Here is a 15,069-nt window from a genome sequence, read left to right on the forward strand (position 1 = left end):
GGCTATCCCTGGCGGTCAAGCTGGTTCAGCCAGTCGAAATCCTGCACCGAGATCACGCCGGACACGATGATACCGGCGATGATGGCCCACAGGACGGCCGAAATCCCGGTGGTGATCCACATCTTTTTCTTCATGTGATGCACTTCCGGAGCACCCGCATGGGTGCCCGGAACGATCTCGCCCAGATCGCCCTGCGTTTTGATCCGGATGGGCAACACCACCAGCAAGGTCATGAACCAGATGACCGCAAACAAAACTATCGCTGCCGTGATCGTCATATCAGATCCTCCGAGGCTGTGGTCAGACCTGCTCGAGTTCGACCAGACATCCGTTGAAATCCTTGGGGTGCAGGAACAGAACAGGTTTGCCGTGGGCACCGATCTTGGGCTCTCCCGACCCCAGAACACGGGCACCGGTTTCCTTCAGGTGGTCACGAGCGGCAATGATATCTTCGACCTCGTAACACACATGGTGAATGCCGCCCGCAGGGTTCTTTTCCAGAAACCCGTTGATCGGGCTGTTGTCGCCCAGCGGATAGAGCAGTTCGATCTTGGTGTTCGGCAACTCGATGAAAACGACGGTTACACCGTGGTCCGGCTCATCCTGAGGCGCGCCAACCTTTGCGCCCAGCGCGTTGCTGTATTGCGCGGATGCGGCTTCGAGGTCCGGAACGGCGATGGCGACGTGGTTCAAACGTCCGATCATTGTGCTCTCCTGTCGTTTCTGCGTTGCAGCGTTTATGGGCGCAGACGATCAAAAGGGCAAGGCGCGACGGCCCTGCCCCGGTATTGCCCTCCGGCGTCAAACACCCAGACACCAGCGCATGACCGCCTTTTGCGCGTGAAGACGGTTTTCGGCCTCATCAAAAATGACCGAGTTCGGGCCATCCATAACCTCGGACGTGGCTTCCTCTTCCCGGTGCGCCGGCAGGCAATGCATGAACAACGCGTCGGGTTTGGCGTGGGCCATCAGTTCGGCATTGACCTGATAGGGGCGCAGCAGGTTGTGACGGCGTTCCTTGGCCGACTGGGAATCGTGCATCGAGACCCAGGTGTCGGCGACCACCAGATCGGCACCTTCAACCGCTTTGTAGGGATCACGTTCGACCACGATCTTCGAGCCCTTCTGACGGGCAAAGCCCATGAACTCTTCTTCCGGATCGAATTGAGCGGGTCCCGTAAACGTCAGATCGAAGCCGAACTGGCCTGCAGCATGCAGGAAGGAAGCACACACATTGTTGCCGTCGCCTGTCCAGACCACCTTCTTGCCGGCGATGGGGCCGCGGTGTTCTTCAAACGTCAATACGTCCGCCATGATCTGGCAGGGATGGGTGCGATCTGTCAGACCGTTAATGACGGGGACATCCGAGTACTCGGCCATTTCGGTCAGAATGGTTTCGTCAAAGGTCCGGATCATGATCATGTCGACATAGCGTGACAGCACACGGGCGGTGTCGGCGATGGTTTCGCCATGGCCCAATTGCATATCCTTGCCGGACAGAACCATGGTCTGCCCGCCCATCTGTCGCACGCCCACATCAAACGACACGCGGGTTCGGGTCGAAGGCTTTTCGAAGATCAGCGCGACCATGCGATCCTTGAGAGGCTGTTCATCGTCATGAGCCGCCTTGGGGCGGCCGAGGCGCGCCTTTTTCATGGCGTCGGCTTGGTCGATCACACTGCGCAGGGCTGCTGCATCGGTTTTATGGATGTCGAGAAAATGGTTCATTTCATTTCGCTTTTGGCTGTCGGACGCCGGGGGCCAGCCCCCGGACCCCCGGAGTATTTGGGAAAAGATGAAGATCAGGCGGTTGCGAGACTGGCTTCGACCTGTCGGGCGGCTTTTTCCAGGCGGATCATGGCCTGCGCGATATCGTCCTCGGTCAGAGTGAGCGGTGGCAGGAGGCGAATGACGTTGTCGGCGGCAGGGACGGTGATGACCCCGTTGTCATAGCCGGCATTCACCACGTCCATGTTTGTCGGCTTGCATTTGAGGCCCAGCATCAGACCGGCGCCGCGCACTTCTTCGAAAACGTCAGGATGATTGGCGATCAGGCTTTCGAGTTTCTGGCGCAGCAGGCCGGCCTTGCGGTTCACGCCTTCGAGGAAAGCCGGTGTGGCGACCTGATCGATCACTGCACAGCCTACCGCGCAACCCAGCGGGTTGCCGCCATAGGTGGACCCATGTGTGCCCGCAGTCATGCCGTTCGCAGCATCCTCGGTTGCCAGCACGGCACCCAGCGGGAAGCCCCCGCCAATACCCTTGGCAACCAACATGATATCAGGCGTAATACCCGCCCATTCATGAGCAAAGAGCTTTCCGGTACGGCCGACACCGCATTGCACTTCGTCCAGGATCAGCAGGATTCCGTTATCGTTGCAGATCTGACGCAGCGCCTTGAGTTCCGCATCCGGAACCGGGCGAATGCCCCCTTCGCCCTGAACGGGTTCGATCATGATCGCGGCTGTATGTTCGGTGATGGCGTTTGTGACACCGTCCAGATCACCGAATGCAACATGCACGAAGCCGGGTAGCAGTGGACCAAAACCCTTGGTCATCTTCTCGGACCCTGCGGCGGCGATACCTGCCGAGGATCGCCCGTGAAAAGATCCCTCGAAGGTAATGATCTCGATCCGCTCCGGCTGATCTTTGTCATAGAAGTGCTTCCGAGCCATCTTGACGGCCAGTTCACAGGCTTCGGTACCGGAATTGGTGAAGAATACAGTATCCGCGAATGTGTGTTCGACCAGTTTGTCGGCCAGCGCCTGCTGTTGAGGGATCTGGTACAGGTTCGAAACATGCCACAACGCGTGCGCCTGATCCGTCAGAGCCGCAACCAGTGCCGGATGCGCGTGACCCAGCGCGTTCACCGCGATCCCGGCGCCGAGGTCCAGAAAACGTCGGCCATCCGCCTCGGTCAGCCAGGCACCTTCGCCTTTCACGAATGAAAGCGGTGCGCGATTGTAGGTCGGCAGAACGGACGGGATCATCGGATCATCCTTTTCAGATTGGTTAAGCCCCGTGAGTGATACACGAAGGCCGGTTTCGTCAACTGATTTGGTGGAGATTGCGCTGATTTGAACAGCACAAAGGATCAACAGGGCCGGTTACGCGGTCAGGCGTCGGCGTCGGAGGCGCAGGATATGTGCGTGTTTGATCATGCGGGCCGTATAGCGGGACCTTCGGTTTCTGAAAACCCCGAAATTGAGTGGATCGCATAATTTCACTCTGACACAAGCATTTGGCACTTGTCATTTCGCCCTGCGTCGCGCACCGCTGAACCATGACCCCGGCGCACCAGAACCCTGCCCTTGCGGCTTTTCTCATCTTTGTTGCAAGCGCGCTGATCGCGGGCACAACACTGCTGGCCAAGGCGCTGGGCACCGATACGCTTGGTCCGGCGCTGCATCCGATACAGATCAGCCATGGGCGGTTTCTGTTTGCCTTTGTCGTGATCATCAGCGCGGTCGTCGCGCTGCGTCCGAACCTGCGGCGACCGCATTGGGGGCTGCATGTCGGGCGAACCAGCTTTGGCTGGTTGGGGGTCACGCTGATGTTTGCCTCGGTCGCGTATATTCCAATAGCGGATGCGACTGCGATTTCCTTCCTAAACCCGGTCTTTGCGATGATGCTTGCTATCCCTCTTCTGAAAGAGGGGGTCGGTCCCTGGCGCTGGCTGGCGGCAGCGGTGGCCCTGACAGGCGCGCTGATCCTGTTGCGCCCCACGCCGGCCAGTTTTCAGCCCGCAGCGCTTTTGGCGCTGACGGCGGCTGCGGTGATCGGGATGGAGCTGATATTTATCAAGAAACTCTCGGGTCGTGAAATTCCGATCCAGATTCTGCTGGTGAACAACTCTATGGGGCTGGGCATCGCAACGGTCGCGGTAATTGCGGTTTGGCAGCCGCCCACCGCAGCACAATGGGTCGCTCTGGCGGGGATCGGTGGGCTGATGGCCTGTGCGCAAGCCTGTTTTGTCAACGGTATGGCCAGGGCTGACGCCTCATTCGTGGCGCCGATCAGCTACGCGACCTTGATCTTTGCCGCCCTGTACGATTTTGCTGTTTTTGGCGTAATTCCGGATGCGGTCAGCTTGGCAGGCTCGGCCATCATCCTGACCGGCGCCCTGATTCTGGTCTGGCGCGAGGCCCGCGCGCGGCAATAAAAATATCCGGAAACTTCCAACGCTTTGGCCCGAGGGCGACCTCGGTGTCGCAAATCTTCACGACACCTGATCCGAGACCCGCATTCTGGTCGAAGTTGTTTGTTGTTTAGAGAGATTACGCGATGCACGAACGCCGAATCCCGGAATGGGTCCGCCATGCTCCTGCCCCGTCGGTTCGCGAGTTTGGACTGCTTGCGGGTTTTGAGGCGATTGTTCGGGGCATTTTGATTTCGGTCTTTCCGCTGGTGATGTATCGCGCGCTGGGCGACGCGTCTTCGGTTTCCTTTGTGTATTTTCTGGTGGGGATCGTGTCACTGACGGCCGGTCTGATGGTGCCATTCATCATTCGCTTCATTCCGCGGCGCTGGGCGTACACCATCGGCTGCGTGATGTTCATGGTCAGCGCTGTTCTGGCCATCGAGGGCAGCCCGACCGCCGTGGTGGCTGCCTTGGCCATAAACACGGTGGCGACAGTTGTGACATTTGTCTGCTTCAACGCTTACGTGCTGGATTACATCAGCAAAATCGAACTTGGACGCTGCGAAACCAGCCGCATGTTTTACAGCGCGCTGGGCTGGACTGGCGGACCGATGGCCGGCGTATTGCTGATGGAACTATGGGCACCAGCGCCTTTCGTGATCAGCGCGGTCGCCTCTTTTGGCATGCTGATCCTGTTCTGGAGCATGCGCCTGGGCAATGGCAAACTGATCACCAAAGCACGCGGACCGGCAACGAATCCACTGGCGTTTCTGCCTCGTTTCTTCTCCCAGCCCCGGCTGGTGGCCGGATATCTGTTTGCGATGATCCGCTCGTGCGGCTGGTGGATCTATGTGGTCTACCTGCCAATCTTTGCCATTCAGAACGGGCTGGGTGAACAGCTTGGCGGCATTCTGCTGTCGGGAACCAATGCAATGCTGTTTGTCGCCCCATTGATTCTGCGCTGGGTCCAGGCGCGGTCTTTGCGGGCTGCGGTTCGGACGGGATTTGCCGCCTGTGGGGTCTGTTTCGTTGTCGCAGGGGCCGTAGCGGGATGGCCCATCGCGTCGGTTGCGGCGCTGGTTTTGGGGTCGGTCTGGCTGATCGTGCTGGATATCTGCGCCGGATTGCCGTTTCTGATGGCCGTGAAACCGTCGGAGCGGACCGAGATGTCTGCTATCTATTCCAGCTATCGGGACGTATCGGGCATTCTGACGCCGGGCGTGGCTTCACTGGTACTTCTGGCTACGCCGGTTGCAGGCGTGTTTGCGGCCGGCGGCGTTGCCCTGTTTGGGGCATGGGCGGTAGCGGCACGGTTGCACCCCAGGCTGGGACGACCCCGGGTCCCGTTGCAGCCGGGTGCGCTGGCCGAAGCCGCCTAGGCCTTTAGCCGATACCCTGTGCGCAGCATCTGCCAGGTCAGCGCGCCTATCAGGCCGGTTGCGCCTGCGCAGACGGCCATACCCAGCCACGGCGAACTGTCGGACACGCCGATCATCCCGTAACGCAACCCGTCAATCAGATAAAAGACGGGATTCAGATGGCTCAGGCGGTTTAGCACCGGTGGCAAGGCTTCGACCGAGTAGAAGGTTCCCGACAAAAAGGCCAACGGTGTGACAATGAAATTGGTGATCGCCGCCATCTGGTCAAATTTGTTGGCGAAAATTCCGGCAAGCAGCCCGAGTGCCCCCATGAAAGCGCCGCCAAGCAGCACAAAAATCAGCGCTGTCAGCGGATGGTGCGGCACCAGCCCCAGGACCACCGCCAGCGCGATGGCGACAACGCAGGCTATCAATACGCCACGTGCGATGCCGCCGGCCAGATAGCCCAGCAAAATCTCCAGCGGCGAAAGCGGAGGCATCAGAGTGTCGACAATGTTTCCCTGCACCTTGGCGATCACCATCGATGATGATGTGTTGGCAAAGGCGTTCTGAATGACTGTCATCATCATGATTCCGGGGGCCAGGAAGGTCAGGAACGGCACACCCATCACGTCCGGCCTGCCGGGGCCGATAGCGATATTGAAGATCAGCAGGAACAACCCCGCGGTCACCAGCGGGGCCAGCAAAGTCTGCGTCCACACCGCCAGAAAGCGCAGGGTCTCGCGCTGCGCCAGCGTGTAAAGGCCCATCCAGTTCACTACTCCGAAATGGCGCGTATTCTGATCTGCGGGAATTTGCATCATCTGACCTCAACCTGATTCGAAGACAGCTTGTAACTCGGGCTGCAGTGATTAAAATAGGGGGCTGATACGAATTCCCAAGGCGGCCCGAATCCGGGGCCGCTTTCCGCTTTTGAAAGGCAAATGATGTCCTGGACTGACGAGCGTGTAGAACTACTGAAGAAGATGTGGGGCGAGGGCCAGTCGGCCAGCCAGATCGCCAAGGAACTGGGTGGTGTGACCCGCAACGCCGTGATCGGCAAGGTGCACCGTCTGGGCCTGTCGAACCGGACCACGGGCGCGGCACCGGCCAAGGCTGAACCCAAGGAAAAACCAGCCCCCGAACCAAAGGCGGAAGCCAAGCAAAAACCTGCACCTAAGACTGAACCGGCACGCCCGGCCCCTGCCCCGGCAGCCGAAGCCAAGCCCGCCATTCCGGCCCGTCGTCAGATCATCCCGGCCGGTCAGCCCCTGCCGCCGCAACCGTCGGCCAACGAGATCAGCCCCGAAGCGCTGGCCAAGGTCAACGAGGTCGAAAAGAAGGCCAAAAAGCTGACTTTGATGGAACTGACCGAGAAAACCTGCAAATGGCCGGTCGGCGACCCCGCAACCGAAGATTTCTGGTTCTGCGGTCTGCCGGTTGAACAGGGCAAACCCTATTGCGAGGCGCATGTGGGCGTGGCCTTTCAACCCATGAGCGCCCGCCGCGACCGCCGTCGCTGACCGGGATGCGCCAGGATCCGACCGCGCTGGAGGATACCTGGCTTGCGCGGGCGAAACGTCTGCTGGCGCTGTCCGAGACCGGGCAGCACTTTACCACGGACGGTTTTGACCGCGAACGCTATGACGAGATCGCCGCTTTGGCGCGCGCCATGTTGGCTGATCTTGGCCACGTCCCGCTGTCACGGATCGAAGGGCTGATCTCGCACCACACCGGCGGTTACGCAACGCCCAGCATTGATATTCGCGGCGCAATTATTCGCGACGGTCGAATCCTTCTGGTCCGTGAACGCAGCGACGGACGATGGGCAATGCCGGGCGGGTTTGCCGATATCGGCAGTTCCCCGGCGGAAAACATTGAACGCGAAGTCTGGGAAGAGGCCGGACTGCGGGTCCGCGCACGTCAGCTTTACGCGCTGCGACACAAGGCACGCCACCCGTATCCGGCGGACATACGAGATTTCTACAAACTGTTCTTTCTGTGCGAGGAAAGCAGCGTCACAGCACCAGAACCCGGCATGGAAACAAGTGAGGTCGCGTTTTTTGCGCCTCAGGATCTTCCGGAGCTGTCTTTGGTTCGGAATCTGCGGTCAGATATCGAAGCCGCATTTACGGCACTCACGAACGGGTCGACTGTCACCCTGTTCGATTGACATCAACTTCCCACCGTAATCAGTTGTTCTGGTAGAAGAATGACAGCTTGCGGCTGGTTCCGCTGGGCGGGCGTGGGAACGGTGCAGCGCGCCTGACCTGTTCGCGGGCTGCGCGTTCAACTTCGAGCGAGCCGGAACTGTCCACGATTTCGACCCAGGCCAGTGAACCGTCGGGATCGATCTGGAAAAACACCTGCGCAAAACCTCGGGCCGAAACAAACACAACCGGTGCGCGATTCAGATGTACCAGAACCTGCCCGGCATAGTTGGTTACATCGGAATTCCCAGGCCCGCGCCCGCCCGAGCGCGATCCCCCGCTGCCCTGCCTGAACCTATCGATGCCTTCGCGGCGATAAACGGTCAAAGGCGAATCGACTACCTGATCAGGAAAGCGCAAGTCGCTGAAATCCCTCGATCCCTTCAATACACCTTGCCGTTCCGTTGTTGGTCGCCGGTCCGGAAGGCGTGGCCTGATTGAGGTGGTCACGGCGAGCTCTGAATCTTCAGATTCTTCCACTGTTTCCGCCGCATCCGGTATCGGTGACAGAGCGGCGATCTCCGGTTCCACCGCTTCCTGCACGGGTGGAACAATGGCCGTGACCGGCGGGGTGGCGGCCGCTTCAGGCACGACAGGCAGAGCGGCAGGCTGTTCGGGTTCTGCCGCTGCCTCGATTGCATCAGGATCGCCCTGAGGCGCTTTGGCCGCGGTTTCCGCCTCGACCGGGTCGGAATTGGCTTCATCGGCGCTGGGTTTGTCGTCGCCATCGGCTTCTTCGGCAGTAATTGAAGGCTGAACCGGTTCTGCGATCTCTGGCTGAACGATTTCGGCTTCGCCGGTATCAGGGGACGGCACCGGCTTTGGGTCGTTTGAGGCGACCAGCGCCTCGGTGATCGGAACCGGTTCCGTTCGTTCGGGCTCGGGCGGCGTTTCCTCCGGCGGCTCGGGCGTTTCAGCAGGCTCGGGTTCGACGGGTTCCGCCACGGGCTCGACCAGATCCTCGAAGGCATTGCCCATTGCCACCCTGTCAGGCCGGGTATCCGGTGTCTCAGATCCGGGCAGCGCCGGTGTCGTCAGAGTAAGCCCCATCAAGTGAACCATCACGGAAATCGCGATCGCCACGGCGGCAATCAGGGCAGACCCGCGGATCATTCGAGCGCCTGTTCGGTCACGACAAAGACCGATGTTGCCCCCAGACGGCGCAAGGAAGTGGTGATTTCGATCAGGCGCTGACCCTGCGCATTGCGGTCCGGAACGATCCGTACCGGACCTGCATCATGGGTTTGCATATAGGCCTCGGCGCTGGATGGAGCACCGCGAAAACTAAGTGTTCCGTCGCTGTGCAGCACCAGCGCGTCGGGTGGTTCGCGCCCGGCCAGATCGGACGTGTTCACCAGCTCAAGATCCCCGTCCATTGGTGGTGCCAGCGTGCCCGTGATCAGAAAGAAAATCAGCATCAGGAAGATGACATTGATCAGCGCGATGGTGGAATCACGTTTACGGCTGGGGCGGGTACGGCGGATCATGGCCTTACTCCAGCACCAGAACGCTGAGGTCTTCACGGCCGCGCAGCAGAGCCAGAATATCAACCAGATGCTGTGCTGTGGCGTCGTTGTCCATGCTGATCAGAACCTGACCCGCTTCGACCCGGGCCGCCAGTTCCTCGGGCGTGACCGGCGCGCCGTTCAGTACCAGCCGGGTCGCCCCCAATTGCACGAAAGCGCGTTCCGACGGCGCATCCGAGGCCGCCCCACCGCTGGTTGCGCTGCTCAGTTCGATCTCGCCAAAGCGGGAAAAGGTCGAGGACAGCATGAAGAACAACAAAAGCAGGAAAATTACGTCAATGAGTGGCGTCATCGACAATGGGCGGCGAACGAAGGGTGCGGTATTACGCATGTTCGGGCGCGACCGGGGTATGCGCTCTGCCCGTCGCGGCCTGAATGCCCTGCCCCGGAACCAGCACGGTTCGCAGTGCCTTGTCAGCGAACACACGCTCGCGTGCTGTCCGGCTTTCGAACCACGACAAAACCATCGAGGTTGGCATAGCGACCGCCAGCCCGACTGCCGTGGTGATCAGCGCAACCCAGATACCGCCAGCCAAAAGCGAGGGATCGACCGAAGCCCCGGCGGATTGCAGGCTCTGGAACGCTTCGATCATACCCAGAACAGTTCCGAACAGCCCCAGCAGCGGCGCGAGTTGCGCAACGGTATCAAGCAGGCGAAAACCCCGCTCTAACCCCGCCAGCGCCAGCCCGGCCTCGGCATCCAGCCGCTCGGACAGGCCCGGTGCATCCGGTGCGTCCATCGCCGCATTCACGAGCGGAGCAAGGTAGCTGTGGCTTTGTGTCAGACGGTCACGCGCAAGCTGCCGATCACCCGCATCCCAGGCCGCCAGCGCCTGAGACAGCACCCGATGCCGACCCACGCCGCACGCGGCAAACTGCCAGAGTTTGTACAGCGTGACGGCGAGCATCAGCACCGACATCACGATCAGGATCGCAACCACCGGCCCACCCAGGGCCACGATCTCGCGCAGCGCAACCAGCGGGCTCATCCCAGTAGCTCCACGTCGACACGGCTGCCAAGCGTCAGCGTTTCCCGGCATATGTCGCTTTCTGCCCCGTTGACCTGACAGGAATTCGTACCATTAAATAGAACCTGACCGATCTTCTCGCAGGACAATCCGGACAGGTTGAACTGGCGCACGCGCATACGGCCCTCGGGAAGGTCCCTCAGAAGCAGAAGCGTCAGGCGATCCACGCCTCCGGAGGTGTCGAAAATCACGGCTTCAAACGAAACAGCGTCAACACCTTGCCCCGTGTCATTTCTCACCACGAAAGTCATCTGGCAGGCGTCATCAATATCCTGAAGTGTGTTGAGTTCGACAAACAGTTCCGCCGCAGAGGTTTCATCGGATTGCGCCAGCGCCATGGCGGGCAACATTCCCAGAAAGAGCCCGGCTAGCGCGAGACGTCGAATTAACATGTGCGGCCTCCCGAAGGTTCAGCAGTTACTTTGTTGACCCCGGGGATCGCACCCGGGGTGTGGTTTTCATACCCAAGATAGGTGCGATGAAAAAGACTTGCAGGCGGCCTTGTGCAAATTCGTGCATTTTTTGGGAAAAGCCCGACATGCCCGATCAAACAGACCCGTTGGGCCAACCGACTGTTGCCCCGCTTGGCGTCAGCGCCCGAATGCGCTGTTCGGGGTCCATTTCATTTTTTCACCCGCTTTGCCCCATTTCATCATCAGGCAGGATGTTCCGTATTTCTGGAAATACTTAATATTCAGCGGGTACCACCCGGCCTTTGGCACTTCGACCTCGGTGCGCTGGTTGGCTTCGCAGCCCTGGCGTCCGTTGACATACCCGATCTGTTGACCGCCGACATAAGCGTCAATTCCATCGTTGGACCAGGTTTCCAGCTCATAGATACCGGGGGAGTCAAAACGGATAAACCCGGTAACCTCCGCCGCCACATTATAGGCTTCGTTGAAAGTCATGACAGGATCACCATCCGATGTGTCACGGTAATCCAGTCCCCTCAAAGGCGGACCCGCCTTGGCCTTTTTCAACAGGAAATCAACTTTGGCGAGGTTCTGAATCTTGCGCGGTGGATTCCCCTCCCATGCGTATTTCACATTCAGTCCCGCCTTCGCGTTGGGCTGCGGGTTTGCGGGTTGCAGTTTCAATGGCGCGGACATGGCCGTGCTGCCGATTACTGCCGCGACTGCGGCCAGCGCACCGATCCGAAAGAGTTTCATGGTCTTCTCCCTGAGTGTGGTCCTTTGGGGTTGCTCCCCTTTCGACCTGGTTCTTGAGAAGACACTAGGACGTGAAAATTCACCTCGCAAGTCGGTTGAAGTTCACAATCTCAACGTCAGGCCCTTACGTCCTTTGGTGAATCCATTACAACATAGGACGTAATTGAGGTCACATGCGGCAGGGTTCCCAGCACCTCGGTATGAAAAGTCTTGTAGGACGGCAGGTCGGCACACTCCACCCGCAGCAGATACTCGATTGTTCCGGTAATATTGTGGCATTCAACCACTTCCGGCGCACGCTGCAATGCGCGCTCGAACCCTTCCTGCGCGGCTTTGGTGTGCTCGCCCAACCCTACGCCGATATAGGCCACAAACCCCACTCCCAGGGCTGCGGGGTTTAGAACCGCGCGATAACCCGTGATGACGCCAGCACGTTCCAGCTCCTGCACGCGGCGCAGACAAGCAGATGGCGACAGACCAACACGGTCAGCAAGGTCCAGGTTGCTGATACGACCGTCCCGGGACAGTTCTCGCAATATTTGGCGGTTTATTTCGTCAATCTTGGCCATTGGTTGCAAAACTAAGGGAAACACGCATCAAAACGCAATTTCATTTGCCGGTTTTGCCGCAATTATTCGCTTCATGACCTATGAACTTCTACTCGCCCTGATCGCTTTTGCATTCGTTTCCTCGATCACGCCGGGGCCGAACAACCTGATGTTGATGGCATCGGGTGCCAATTTCGGGTTCCGGCGCACCGTCCCGCATATGCTGGGGGTCGGGCTGGGCTTTACCTTCATGGTTCTGCTGGTGGGAACCGGGCTGGTTCAGGCCTTCGACCGTTATCCGGTCAGCTATACGATACTCAAAATCGCATCCGTGATTTATCTGCTGTACCTGGCCTGGAAGATTGCCAATGCCGCGCCGACGCAAGATCAGGCCGCGAAGGCTACACCAATGACGTTTCTTCAGGCCGCCTCGTTTCAATGGGTCAACCCCAAGGCGTGGGCCATGGCCCTGACAGCAACTGCCGCTTATACGCCGGATCAGACATTGGGTGCGATCATGGTGGTTGCGCTGGTTTTCGGAGCGGTCAACCTTCCCTCGGTCAGCGTCTGGACCGTTCTTGGACAACAGATGGCGCGCGTTTTGACAAACCCGCGCCGATTGCTGGCCTTCAACTGGACCATGGCGGTGCTGCTGGTGGCCTCGCTTTATCCGGTGCTGTGGCCGAGTTGAGCTATTTCAGTGGCAGACAGATTTCAGTCAGCAGGTCTTCTGGCGCGGTATCGCGCGGATCGTTGAGGTAAATCTCATAGCAAGGCCGATCCGCCGGTTCCTCGCCGGATTCAGGCAGCCAGTTGCCGAACAGGCTGTGATAGGCAGCGTGAATACCTGAATACGGGCCCTTGTAGGTCAGCACAGCGGTATTGCCGCCGGGGATTTCCAGAGCTTCCATACCATCGGGGGTCGCACCACCCCGATGTTCGGCACCGGCATAGCTGCGCAATTGATCTTCGGGCACGTCATCGGGACTGTCGAGGTAGACCCCGATAACAGGACCCATCTGCGGCCACAGTTGGCGGGACTCGCACAAGGCACCAAAGGCTTCAAAGCTTTTGCCGATCTCGGCATAAGCGCCTTTGTGGGGCAGCGCGACAACGCGGCGGGCGGGTTCGGTTCGTTTCGTGACGGGATGCATTGGATATTCTCCGGTTCTGAAATGTGGGTTGGCTGGCAGGCATTGCCCGGCCTTCCGAAAACCGGCGGGGCTGCTGCCATAGGCCTCGGAAAAGGCCCGCGCAAAGGATTTCAGGTTGGGATAGCCGATATCGGTGGCCACCTGCGCAACCGGCTTGTCGGATTGCACCAGCCAGCACGCCGCCCGATGCAACCTGATCCGGCGCACGGCCTGCGCACAGGTCTCGCCGGTAATGGCGCGAAACACGCGATGCCAGTGAAACCGCGACATGGCCGCAACATCGGCCAACGCGTCCAGTGACAGATCGCCTGCCGGGTGGTCGTGGATATGGGCCAATACGCGCAGAACGCGGTCTTCGTAACTGGCGGCCATCGGCTCTCTTCCTTCTTCCTGCCTGACCGGGATCGCATATTCCGCGACCACAAATCTTGCTGAATTCTCACCAACCAATACACACTGAAACGCTACGATCTTCGCTTGGACCAATCCTGAGCCCGAACGATGGCCCAAAACAATGGACTTGCATGACATGTCTCACTCACTAGGTTGGCCGCGATTTGGCTGCTTCCGCATTTTTTGACTTCTCGCAGAGAAGCCAAAAACAATCTTCTGCCGACGCAGGGCATGATCGCCGGGCATTTGGCTCAGAACGATCCCAGGTCTGAAACCCGAATTGAAGATCGGCCAAGCCTTGGTCGGAAACTGATCAGCGCTCCGTTCGGTGACATTACGGATGCGATTCATCAACATCCGGGATCCGTCGATGCCACGAGCAATAGTCATATCTCTCGAGCCAAAAACACGGGATGGAAGTGAGAACCGGGTCTAATTGCCGAGGGTGGGTGCCGATGACCTTGCGGCTGTGAAACAGCCATACCCGCTACGGAACAGGTTCAGGACCCGGCTTGCCTTGTGTTGCATTCCTCTGGCGGCAAGGTCATATAGCGGGGAACTTCCGCGTTGAGAGGCGTCATGACCCAGTATCTGGATTTCGAAAAACCCCTGGCCGAGATCGAAGGCAAGGCCGAGGAACTGCGCGCGCTGGCCCGTGCCAATGAAGAGATGGACGTGGCCGAAGAAGCTGCTGCGCTGGACGCCAAGGCGGCCAAACTTCTGGATGAACTGTACGGCGATCTGACTCCGTGGCGGAAATGTCAGGTGGCGCGCCACCCTGAACGCCCCCATTGCAACGATTATGTCGACGCGCTGTTTACCGAGTTCACGCCCCTGGCCGGTGACCGGAACTTTGCCGACGACCTGGCCGTGATTGGCGGTCTGGCGCGGTTCGACGACCAGCCGGTGATGGTGATCGGGCACGAGAAAGGCTCGGACACCAAGTCGCGGATTGAACGCAATTTCGGCATGGCCCGCCCTGAAGGCTACCGTAAGGCCGTACGTCTGATGGAGATGGCTGGCCGTTTTGGCCTGCCGGTGATTACGCTGATCGACACCGCAGGCGCGTATCCCGGCAAAGGCGCCGAAGAACGCGGCCAATCCGAGGCCATCGCCCGGTCGACCGAGATGTGTCTGAAAATCGGAGTACCACTGGTCTCGGTCATCATTGGCGAAGGCGGTTCGGGCGGTGCGGTTGCGTTCGCTACGGCCAACCGTGTCGCGATGCTGGAACATTCGGTCTATTCGGTGATCTCACCCGAAGGCTGCGCCTCGATCCTGTGGAAGGACTCCGAGAAGATGCGCGAAGCGGCCGAGGCCCTGCGCCTGACCGCGCAGGATCTGCACAAGCTGGGCGTCTGTGACCACATCATCGCCGAACCCAAGGGCGGTGCCCATCGTGATCGTCCGGCGACAGTTGAGGCAGTGCGCGCATCAATCACGGCCATGCTGGCCGAACTGGCAGGCAAAGACGCAGCGGCCCTGATTAAGGACCGCCGCCAGAAATTCCTCGACATCGGATCGAAAGGGTTGGCGGCCTGA

General features: G+C 59.5%; 20 protein-coding genes. 7 read left to right on the top strand and 13 right to left on the bottom strand.

Going from position 1 to position 15,069, the window contains the following annotated elements:
* Positions 1-2 precede the first annotated feature (2 nt).
* The 4 genes from ACR0J2_RS05825 to ACR0J2_RS05840 all read right to left on the bottom strand — a co-directional run bounded on the left by ACR0J2_RS05825 (position 3) and on the right by ACR0J2_RS05840 (position 2,990).
* The gene (locus ACR0J2_RS05825) at positions 3-278 is read right to left on the bottom strand and encodes a DUF1467 family protein (protein ID WP_170609668.1); all 276 of its coding nucleotides are present in this window, start codon (positions 276-278) and stop codon (positions 3-5) included.
* 22 nt (positions 279-300) lie between these two features.
* Positions 301-705: a methylmalonyl-CoA epimerase gene (gene mce / locus ACR0J2_RS05830; RefSeq protein ID WP_170609666.1), complete on the bottom strand. Its 405-nt coding sequence runs from the start codon at positions 703-705 to the stop codon at positions 301-303.
* A 96-nt stretch (positions 706-801) separates the two neighbouring features.
* The gene (gene argF, locus ACR0J2_RS05835) at positions 802-1,728 is read right to left on the bottom strand and encodes an ornithine carbamoyltransferase (RefSeq protein ID WP_480811940.1); all 927 of its coding nucleotides are present in this window, start codon (positions 1,726-1,728) and stop codon (positions 802-804) included.
* Between the two features lie 74 nt (positions 1,729-1,802).
* Positions 1,803-2,990: an acetylornithine transaminase gene (locus ACR0J2_RS05840; RefSeq protein ID WP_480811941.1), complete on the bottom strand. Its 1,188-nt coding sequence runs from the start codon at positions 2,988-2,990 to the stop codon at positions 1,803-1,805.
* A gap of 293 nt (positions 2,991-3,283) precedes the next feature.
* Here ACR0J2_RS05840 and ACR0J2_RS05845 point away from each other — a divergent pair, with 293 nt between their 5' ends.
* Positions 3,284-4,162, top strand: coding sequence for a DMT family transporter (locus ACR0J2_RS05845; RefSeq protein WP_480811942.1), 879 nt, complete (start codon positions 3,284-3,286; stop codon positions 4,160-4,162).
* Between the two features lie 122 nt (positions 4,163-4,284).
* On the top strand, positions 4,285-5,520 hold the full coding sequence (locus tag ACR0J2_RS05850; protein WP_480811943.1) for an MFS transporter: 1,236 nt from the start codon (positions 4,285-4,287) through the stop codon (positions 5,518-5,520).
* Here the strand turns inward: ACR0J2_RS05850 and ACR0J2_RS05855 are convergent.
* Positions 5,517-6,320, bottom strand: coding sequence for an ABC transporter permease (locus ACR0J2_RS05855; protein ID WP_480812034.1), 804 nt, complete (start codon positions 6,318-6,320; stop codon positions 5,517-5,519). The two genes, ACR0J2_RS05850 and ACR0J2_RS05855, sit on opposite strands and share 4 nt — an antisense overlap.
* Positions 6,321-6,446: 126 nt before the next feature.
* Between ACR0J2_RS05855 and ACR0J2_RS05860 the strand changes: the two genes are divergently transcribed.
* The gene (locus ACR0J2_RS05860; protein WP_170610884.1) at positions 6,447-7,022 is read left to right on the top strand and encodes a GcrA family cell cycle regulator; all 576 of its coding nucleotides are present in this window, start codon (positions 6,447-6,449) and stop codon (positions 7,020-7,022) included.
* Positions 7,023-7,027: 5 nt separating this feature from the next.
* Positions 7,028-7,672: an NUDIX hydrolase gene (locus tag ACR0J2_RS05865; RefSeq protein WP_480811944.1), complete on the top strand. Its 645-nt coding sequence runs from the start codon at positions 7,028-7,030 to the stop codon at positions 7,670-7,672.
* A gap of 19 nt (positions 7,673-7,691) precedes the next feature.
* Here ACR0J2_RS05865 and ACR0J2_RS05870 read toward each other — a convergent pair whose 3' ends face one another.
* From ACR0J2_RS05870 to ACR0J2_RS05900, 7 genes are all read right to left on the bottom strand, one after another.
* Positions 7,692-8,822 (bottom strand): energy transducer TonB family protein, encoded by a 1,131-nt coding sequence (locus tag ACR0J2_RS05870; RefSeq protein ID WP_480811945.1) that lies wholly within the window; start codon positions 8,820-8,822, stop codon positions 7,692-7,694.
* Positions 8,819-9,196 carry an ExbD/TolR family protein gene (locus ACR0J2_RS05875; protein WP_170609652.1) on the bottom strand — a complete coding sequence of 126 codons (378 nt, stop codon included), beginning with the start codon at positions 9,194-9,196 and terminating at the stop codon, positions 8,819-8,821. The genes ACR0J2_RS05870 and ACR0J2_RS05875 overlap by 4 nt, the downstream gene beginning before the upstream one ends.
* Before the next feature lie 4 nt (positions 9,197-9,200).
* Positions 9,201-9,527 (bottom strand): ExbD/TolR family protein, encoded by a 327-nt coding sequence (locus ACR0J2_RS05880; protein ID WP_321251888.1) that lies wholly within the window; start codon positions 9,525-9,527, stop codon positions 9,201-9,203.
* Between the two features lie 31 nt (positions 9,528-9,558).
* On the bottom strand, positions 9,559-10,224 hold the full coding sequence (locus ACR0J2_RS05885) for a MotA/TolQ/ExbB proton channel family protein (RefSeq protein ID WP_480811946.1): 666 nt from the start codon (positions 10,222-10,224) through the stop codon (positions 9,559-9,561).
* Entirely contained in the window at positions 10,221-10,655 is a 435-nt protein-coding gene (locus tag ACR0J2_RS05890) for a hypothetical protein (protein ID WP_480811947.1), read from the bottom strand. The genes ACR0J2_RS05885 and ACR0J2_RS05890 overlap by 4 nt, the downstream gene beginning before the upstream one ends.
* Positions 10,656-10,853: 198 nt before the next feature.
* Complete coding sequence (locus ACR0J2_RS05895) at positions 10,854-11,432, bottom strand: PA14 domain-containing protein (RefSeq protein WP_170609646.1); 579 nt, start codon at positions 11,430-11,432, stop codon at positions 10,854-10,856.
* Between the two features lie 116 nt (positions 11,433-11,548).
* Positions 11,549-12,001, bottom strand: a complete 453-nt coding sequence (locus tag ACR0J2_RS05900) for an Lrp/AsnC family transcriptional regulator (protein WP_480811948.1) — start codon at positions 11,999-12,001, stop codon at positions 11,549-11,551.
* A gap of 73 nt (positions 12,002-12,074) precedes the next feature.
* Here ACR0J2_RS05900 and ACR0J2_RS05905 point away from each other — a divergent pair, with 73 nt between their 5' ends.
* The gene (locus ACR0J2_RS05905; RefSeq protein WP_480811949.1) at positions 12,075-12,671 is read left to right on the top strand and encodes a LysE family translocator; all 597 of its coding nucleotides are present in this window, start codon (positions 12,075-12,077) and stop codon (positions 12,669-12,671) included.
* A 1-nt stretch (position 12,672) separates the two neighbouring features.
* On the opposite strand, the gene ACR0J2_RS05910 is transcribed toward ACR0J2_RS05905, so the two are convergent.
* Entirely contained in the window at positions 12,673-13,506 is an 834-nt protein-coding gene (locus ACR0J2_RS05910) for an AraC family transcriptional regulator (protein ID WP_480811950.1), read from the bottom strand.
* Positions 13,507-13,680: 174 nt separating this feature from the next.
* On the opposite strand from ACR0J2_RS05910, the gene ACR0J2_RS05915 reads away from it, so the two are divergent.
* Positions 13,681-13,950 (top strand): hypothetical protein, encoded by a 270-nt coding sequence (locus tag ACR0J2_RS05915; RefSeq protein ID WP_480811951.1) that lies wholly within the window; start codon positions 13,681-13,683, stop codon positions 13,948-13,950.
* Positions 13,951-14,106: 156 nt separating this feature from the next.
* On the top strand, positions 14,107-15,069 hold the full coding sequence (locus ACR0J2_RS05920) for an acetyl-CoA carboxylase carboxyltransferase subunit alpha (RefSeq protein ID WP_480811952.1): 963 nt from the start codon (positions 14,107-14,109) through the stop codon (positions 15,067-15,069).

It is taken from the genome of Ruegeria sp. CG4 (assembly GCF_056537185.1).

Excerpts from the sequence above, each read along its gene's own strand:
- ACR0J2_RS05905 (WP_480811949.1), top strand. The coding sequence starts at position 12,075 with ATGACCTATGAACTTCTACTCGCCCTGATCGCTTTTGCATTCGTTTCC.
- ACR0J2_RS05825 (WP_170609668.1), bottom strand. The coding sequence starts at position 278 with ATGACGATCACGGCAGCGATAGTTTTGTTTGCGGTCATCTGGTTCATG.
- ACR0J2_RS05920 (WP_480811952.1), top strand. The coding sequence starts at position 14,107 with ATGACCCAGTATCTGGATTTCGAAAAACCCCTGGCCGAGATCGAAGGC.
- argF (WP_480811940.1), bottom strand. The coding sequence starts at position 1,728 with ATGAACCATTTTCTCGACATCCATAAAACCGATGCAGCAGCCCTGCGC.
- ACR0J2_RS05850 (WP_480811943.1), top strand. The coding sequence starts at position 4,285 with ATGCACGAACGCCGAATCCCGGAATGGGTCCGCCATGCTCCTGCCCCG.
- ACR0J2_RS05895 (WP_170609646.1), bottom strand. The coding sequence starts at position 11,432 with ATGAAACTCTTTCGGATCGGTGCGCTGGCCGCAGTCGCGGCAGTAATC.
- ACR0J2_RS05880 (WP_321251888.1), bottom strand. The coding sequence starts at position 9,527 with ATGACGCCACTCATTGACGTAATTTTCCTGCTTTTGTTGTTCTTCATG.
- ACR0J2_RS05900 (WP_480811948.1), bottom strand. The coding sequence starts at position 12,001 with ATGGCCAAGATTGACGAAATAAACCGCCAAATATTGCGAGAACTGTCC.
- ACR0J2_RS05875 (WP_170609652.1), bottom strand. The coding sequence starts at position 9,196 with ATGATCCGCCGTACCCGCCCCAGCCGTAAACGTGATTCCACCATCGCG.
- ACR0J2_RS05910 (WP_480811950.1), bottom strand. The coding sequence starts at position 13,506 with ATGGCCGCCAGTTACGAAGACCGCGTTCTGCGCGTATTGGCCCATATC.
- ACR0J2_RS05865 (WP_480811944.1), top strand. The coding sequence starts at position 7,028 with ATGCGCCAGGATCCGACCGCGCTGGAGGATACCTGGCTTGCGCGGGCG.
- ACR0J2_RS05870 (WP_480811945.1), bottom strand. The coding sequence starts at position 8,822 with ATGATCCGCGGGTCTGCCCTGATTGCCGCCGTGGCGATCGCGATTTCC.
- ACR0J2_RS05890 (WP_480811947.1), bottom strand. The coding sequence starts at position 10,655 with ATGTTAATTCGACGTCTCGCGCTAGCCGGGCTCTTTCTGGGAATGTTG.
- ACR0J2_RS05840 (WP_480811941.1), bottom strand. The coding sequence starts at position 2,990 with ATGATCCCGTCCGTTCTGCCGACCTACAATCGCGCACCGCTTTCATTC.
- ACR0J2_RS05885 (WP_480811946.1), bottom strand. The coding sequence starts at position 10,224 with ATGAGCCCGCTGGTTGCGCTGCGCGAGATCGTGGCCCTGGGTGGGCCG.
- ACR0J2_RS05860 (WP_170610884.1), top strand. The coding sequence starts at position 6,447 with ATGTCCTGGACTGACGAGCGTGTAGAACTACTGAAGAAGATGTGGGGC.
- mce (WP_170609666.1), bottom strand. The coding sequence starts at position 705 with ATGATCGGACGTTTGAACCACGTCGCCATCGCCGTTCCGGACCTCGAA.
- ACR0J2_RS05855 (WP_480812034.1), bottom strand. The coding sequence starts at position 6,320 with ATGCAAATTCCCGCAGATCAGAATACGCGCCATTTCGGAGTAGTGAAC.
- ACR0J2_RS05845 (WP_480811942.1), top strand. The coding sequence starts at position 3,284 with ATGACCCCGGCGCACCAGAACCCTGCCCTTGCGGCTTTTCTCATCTTT.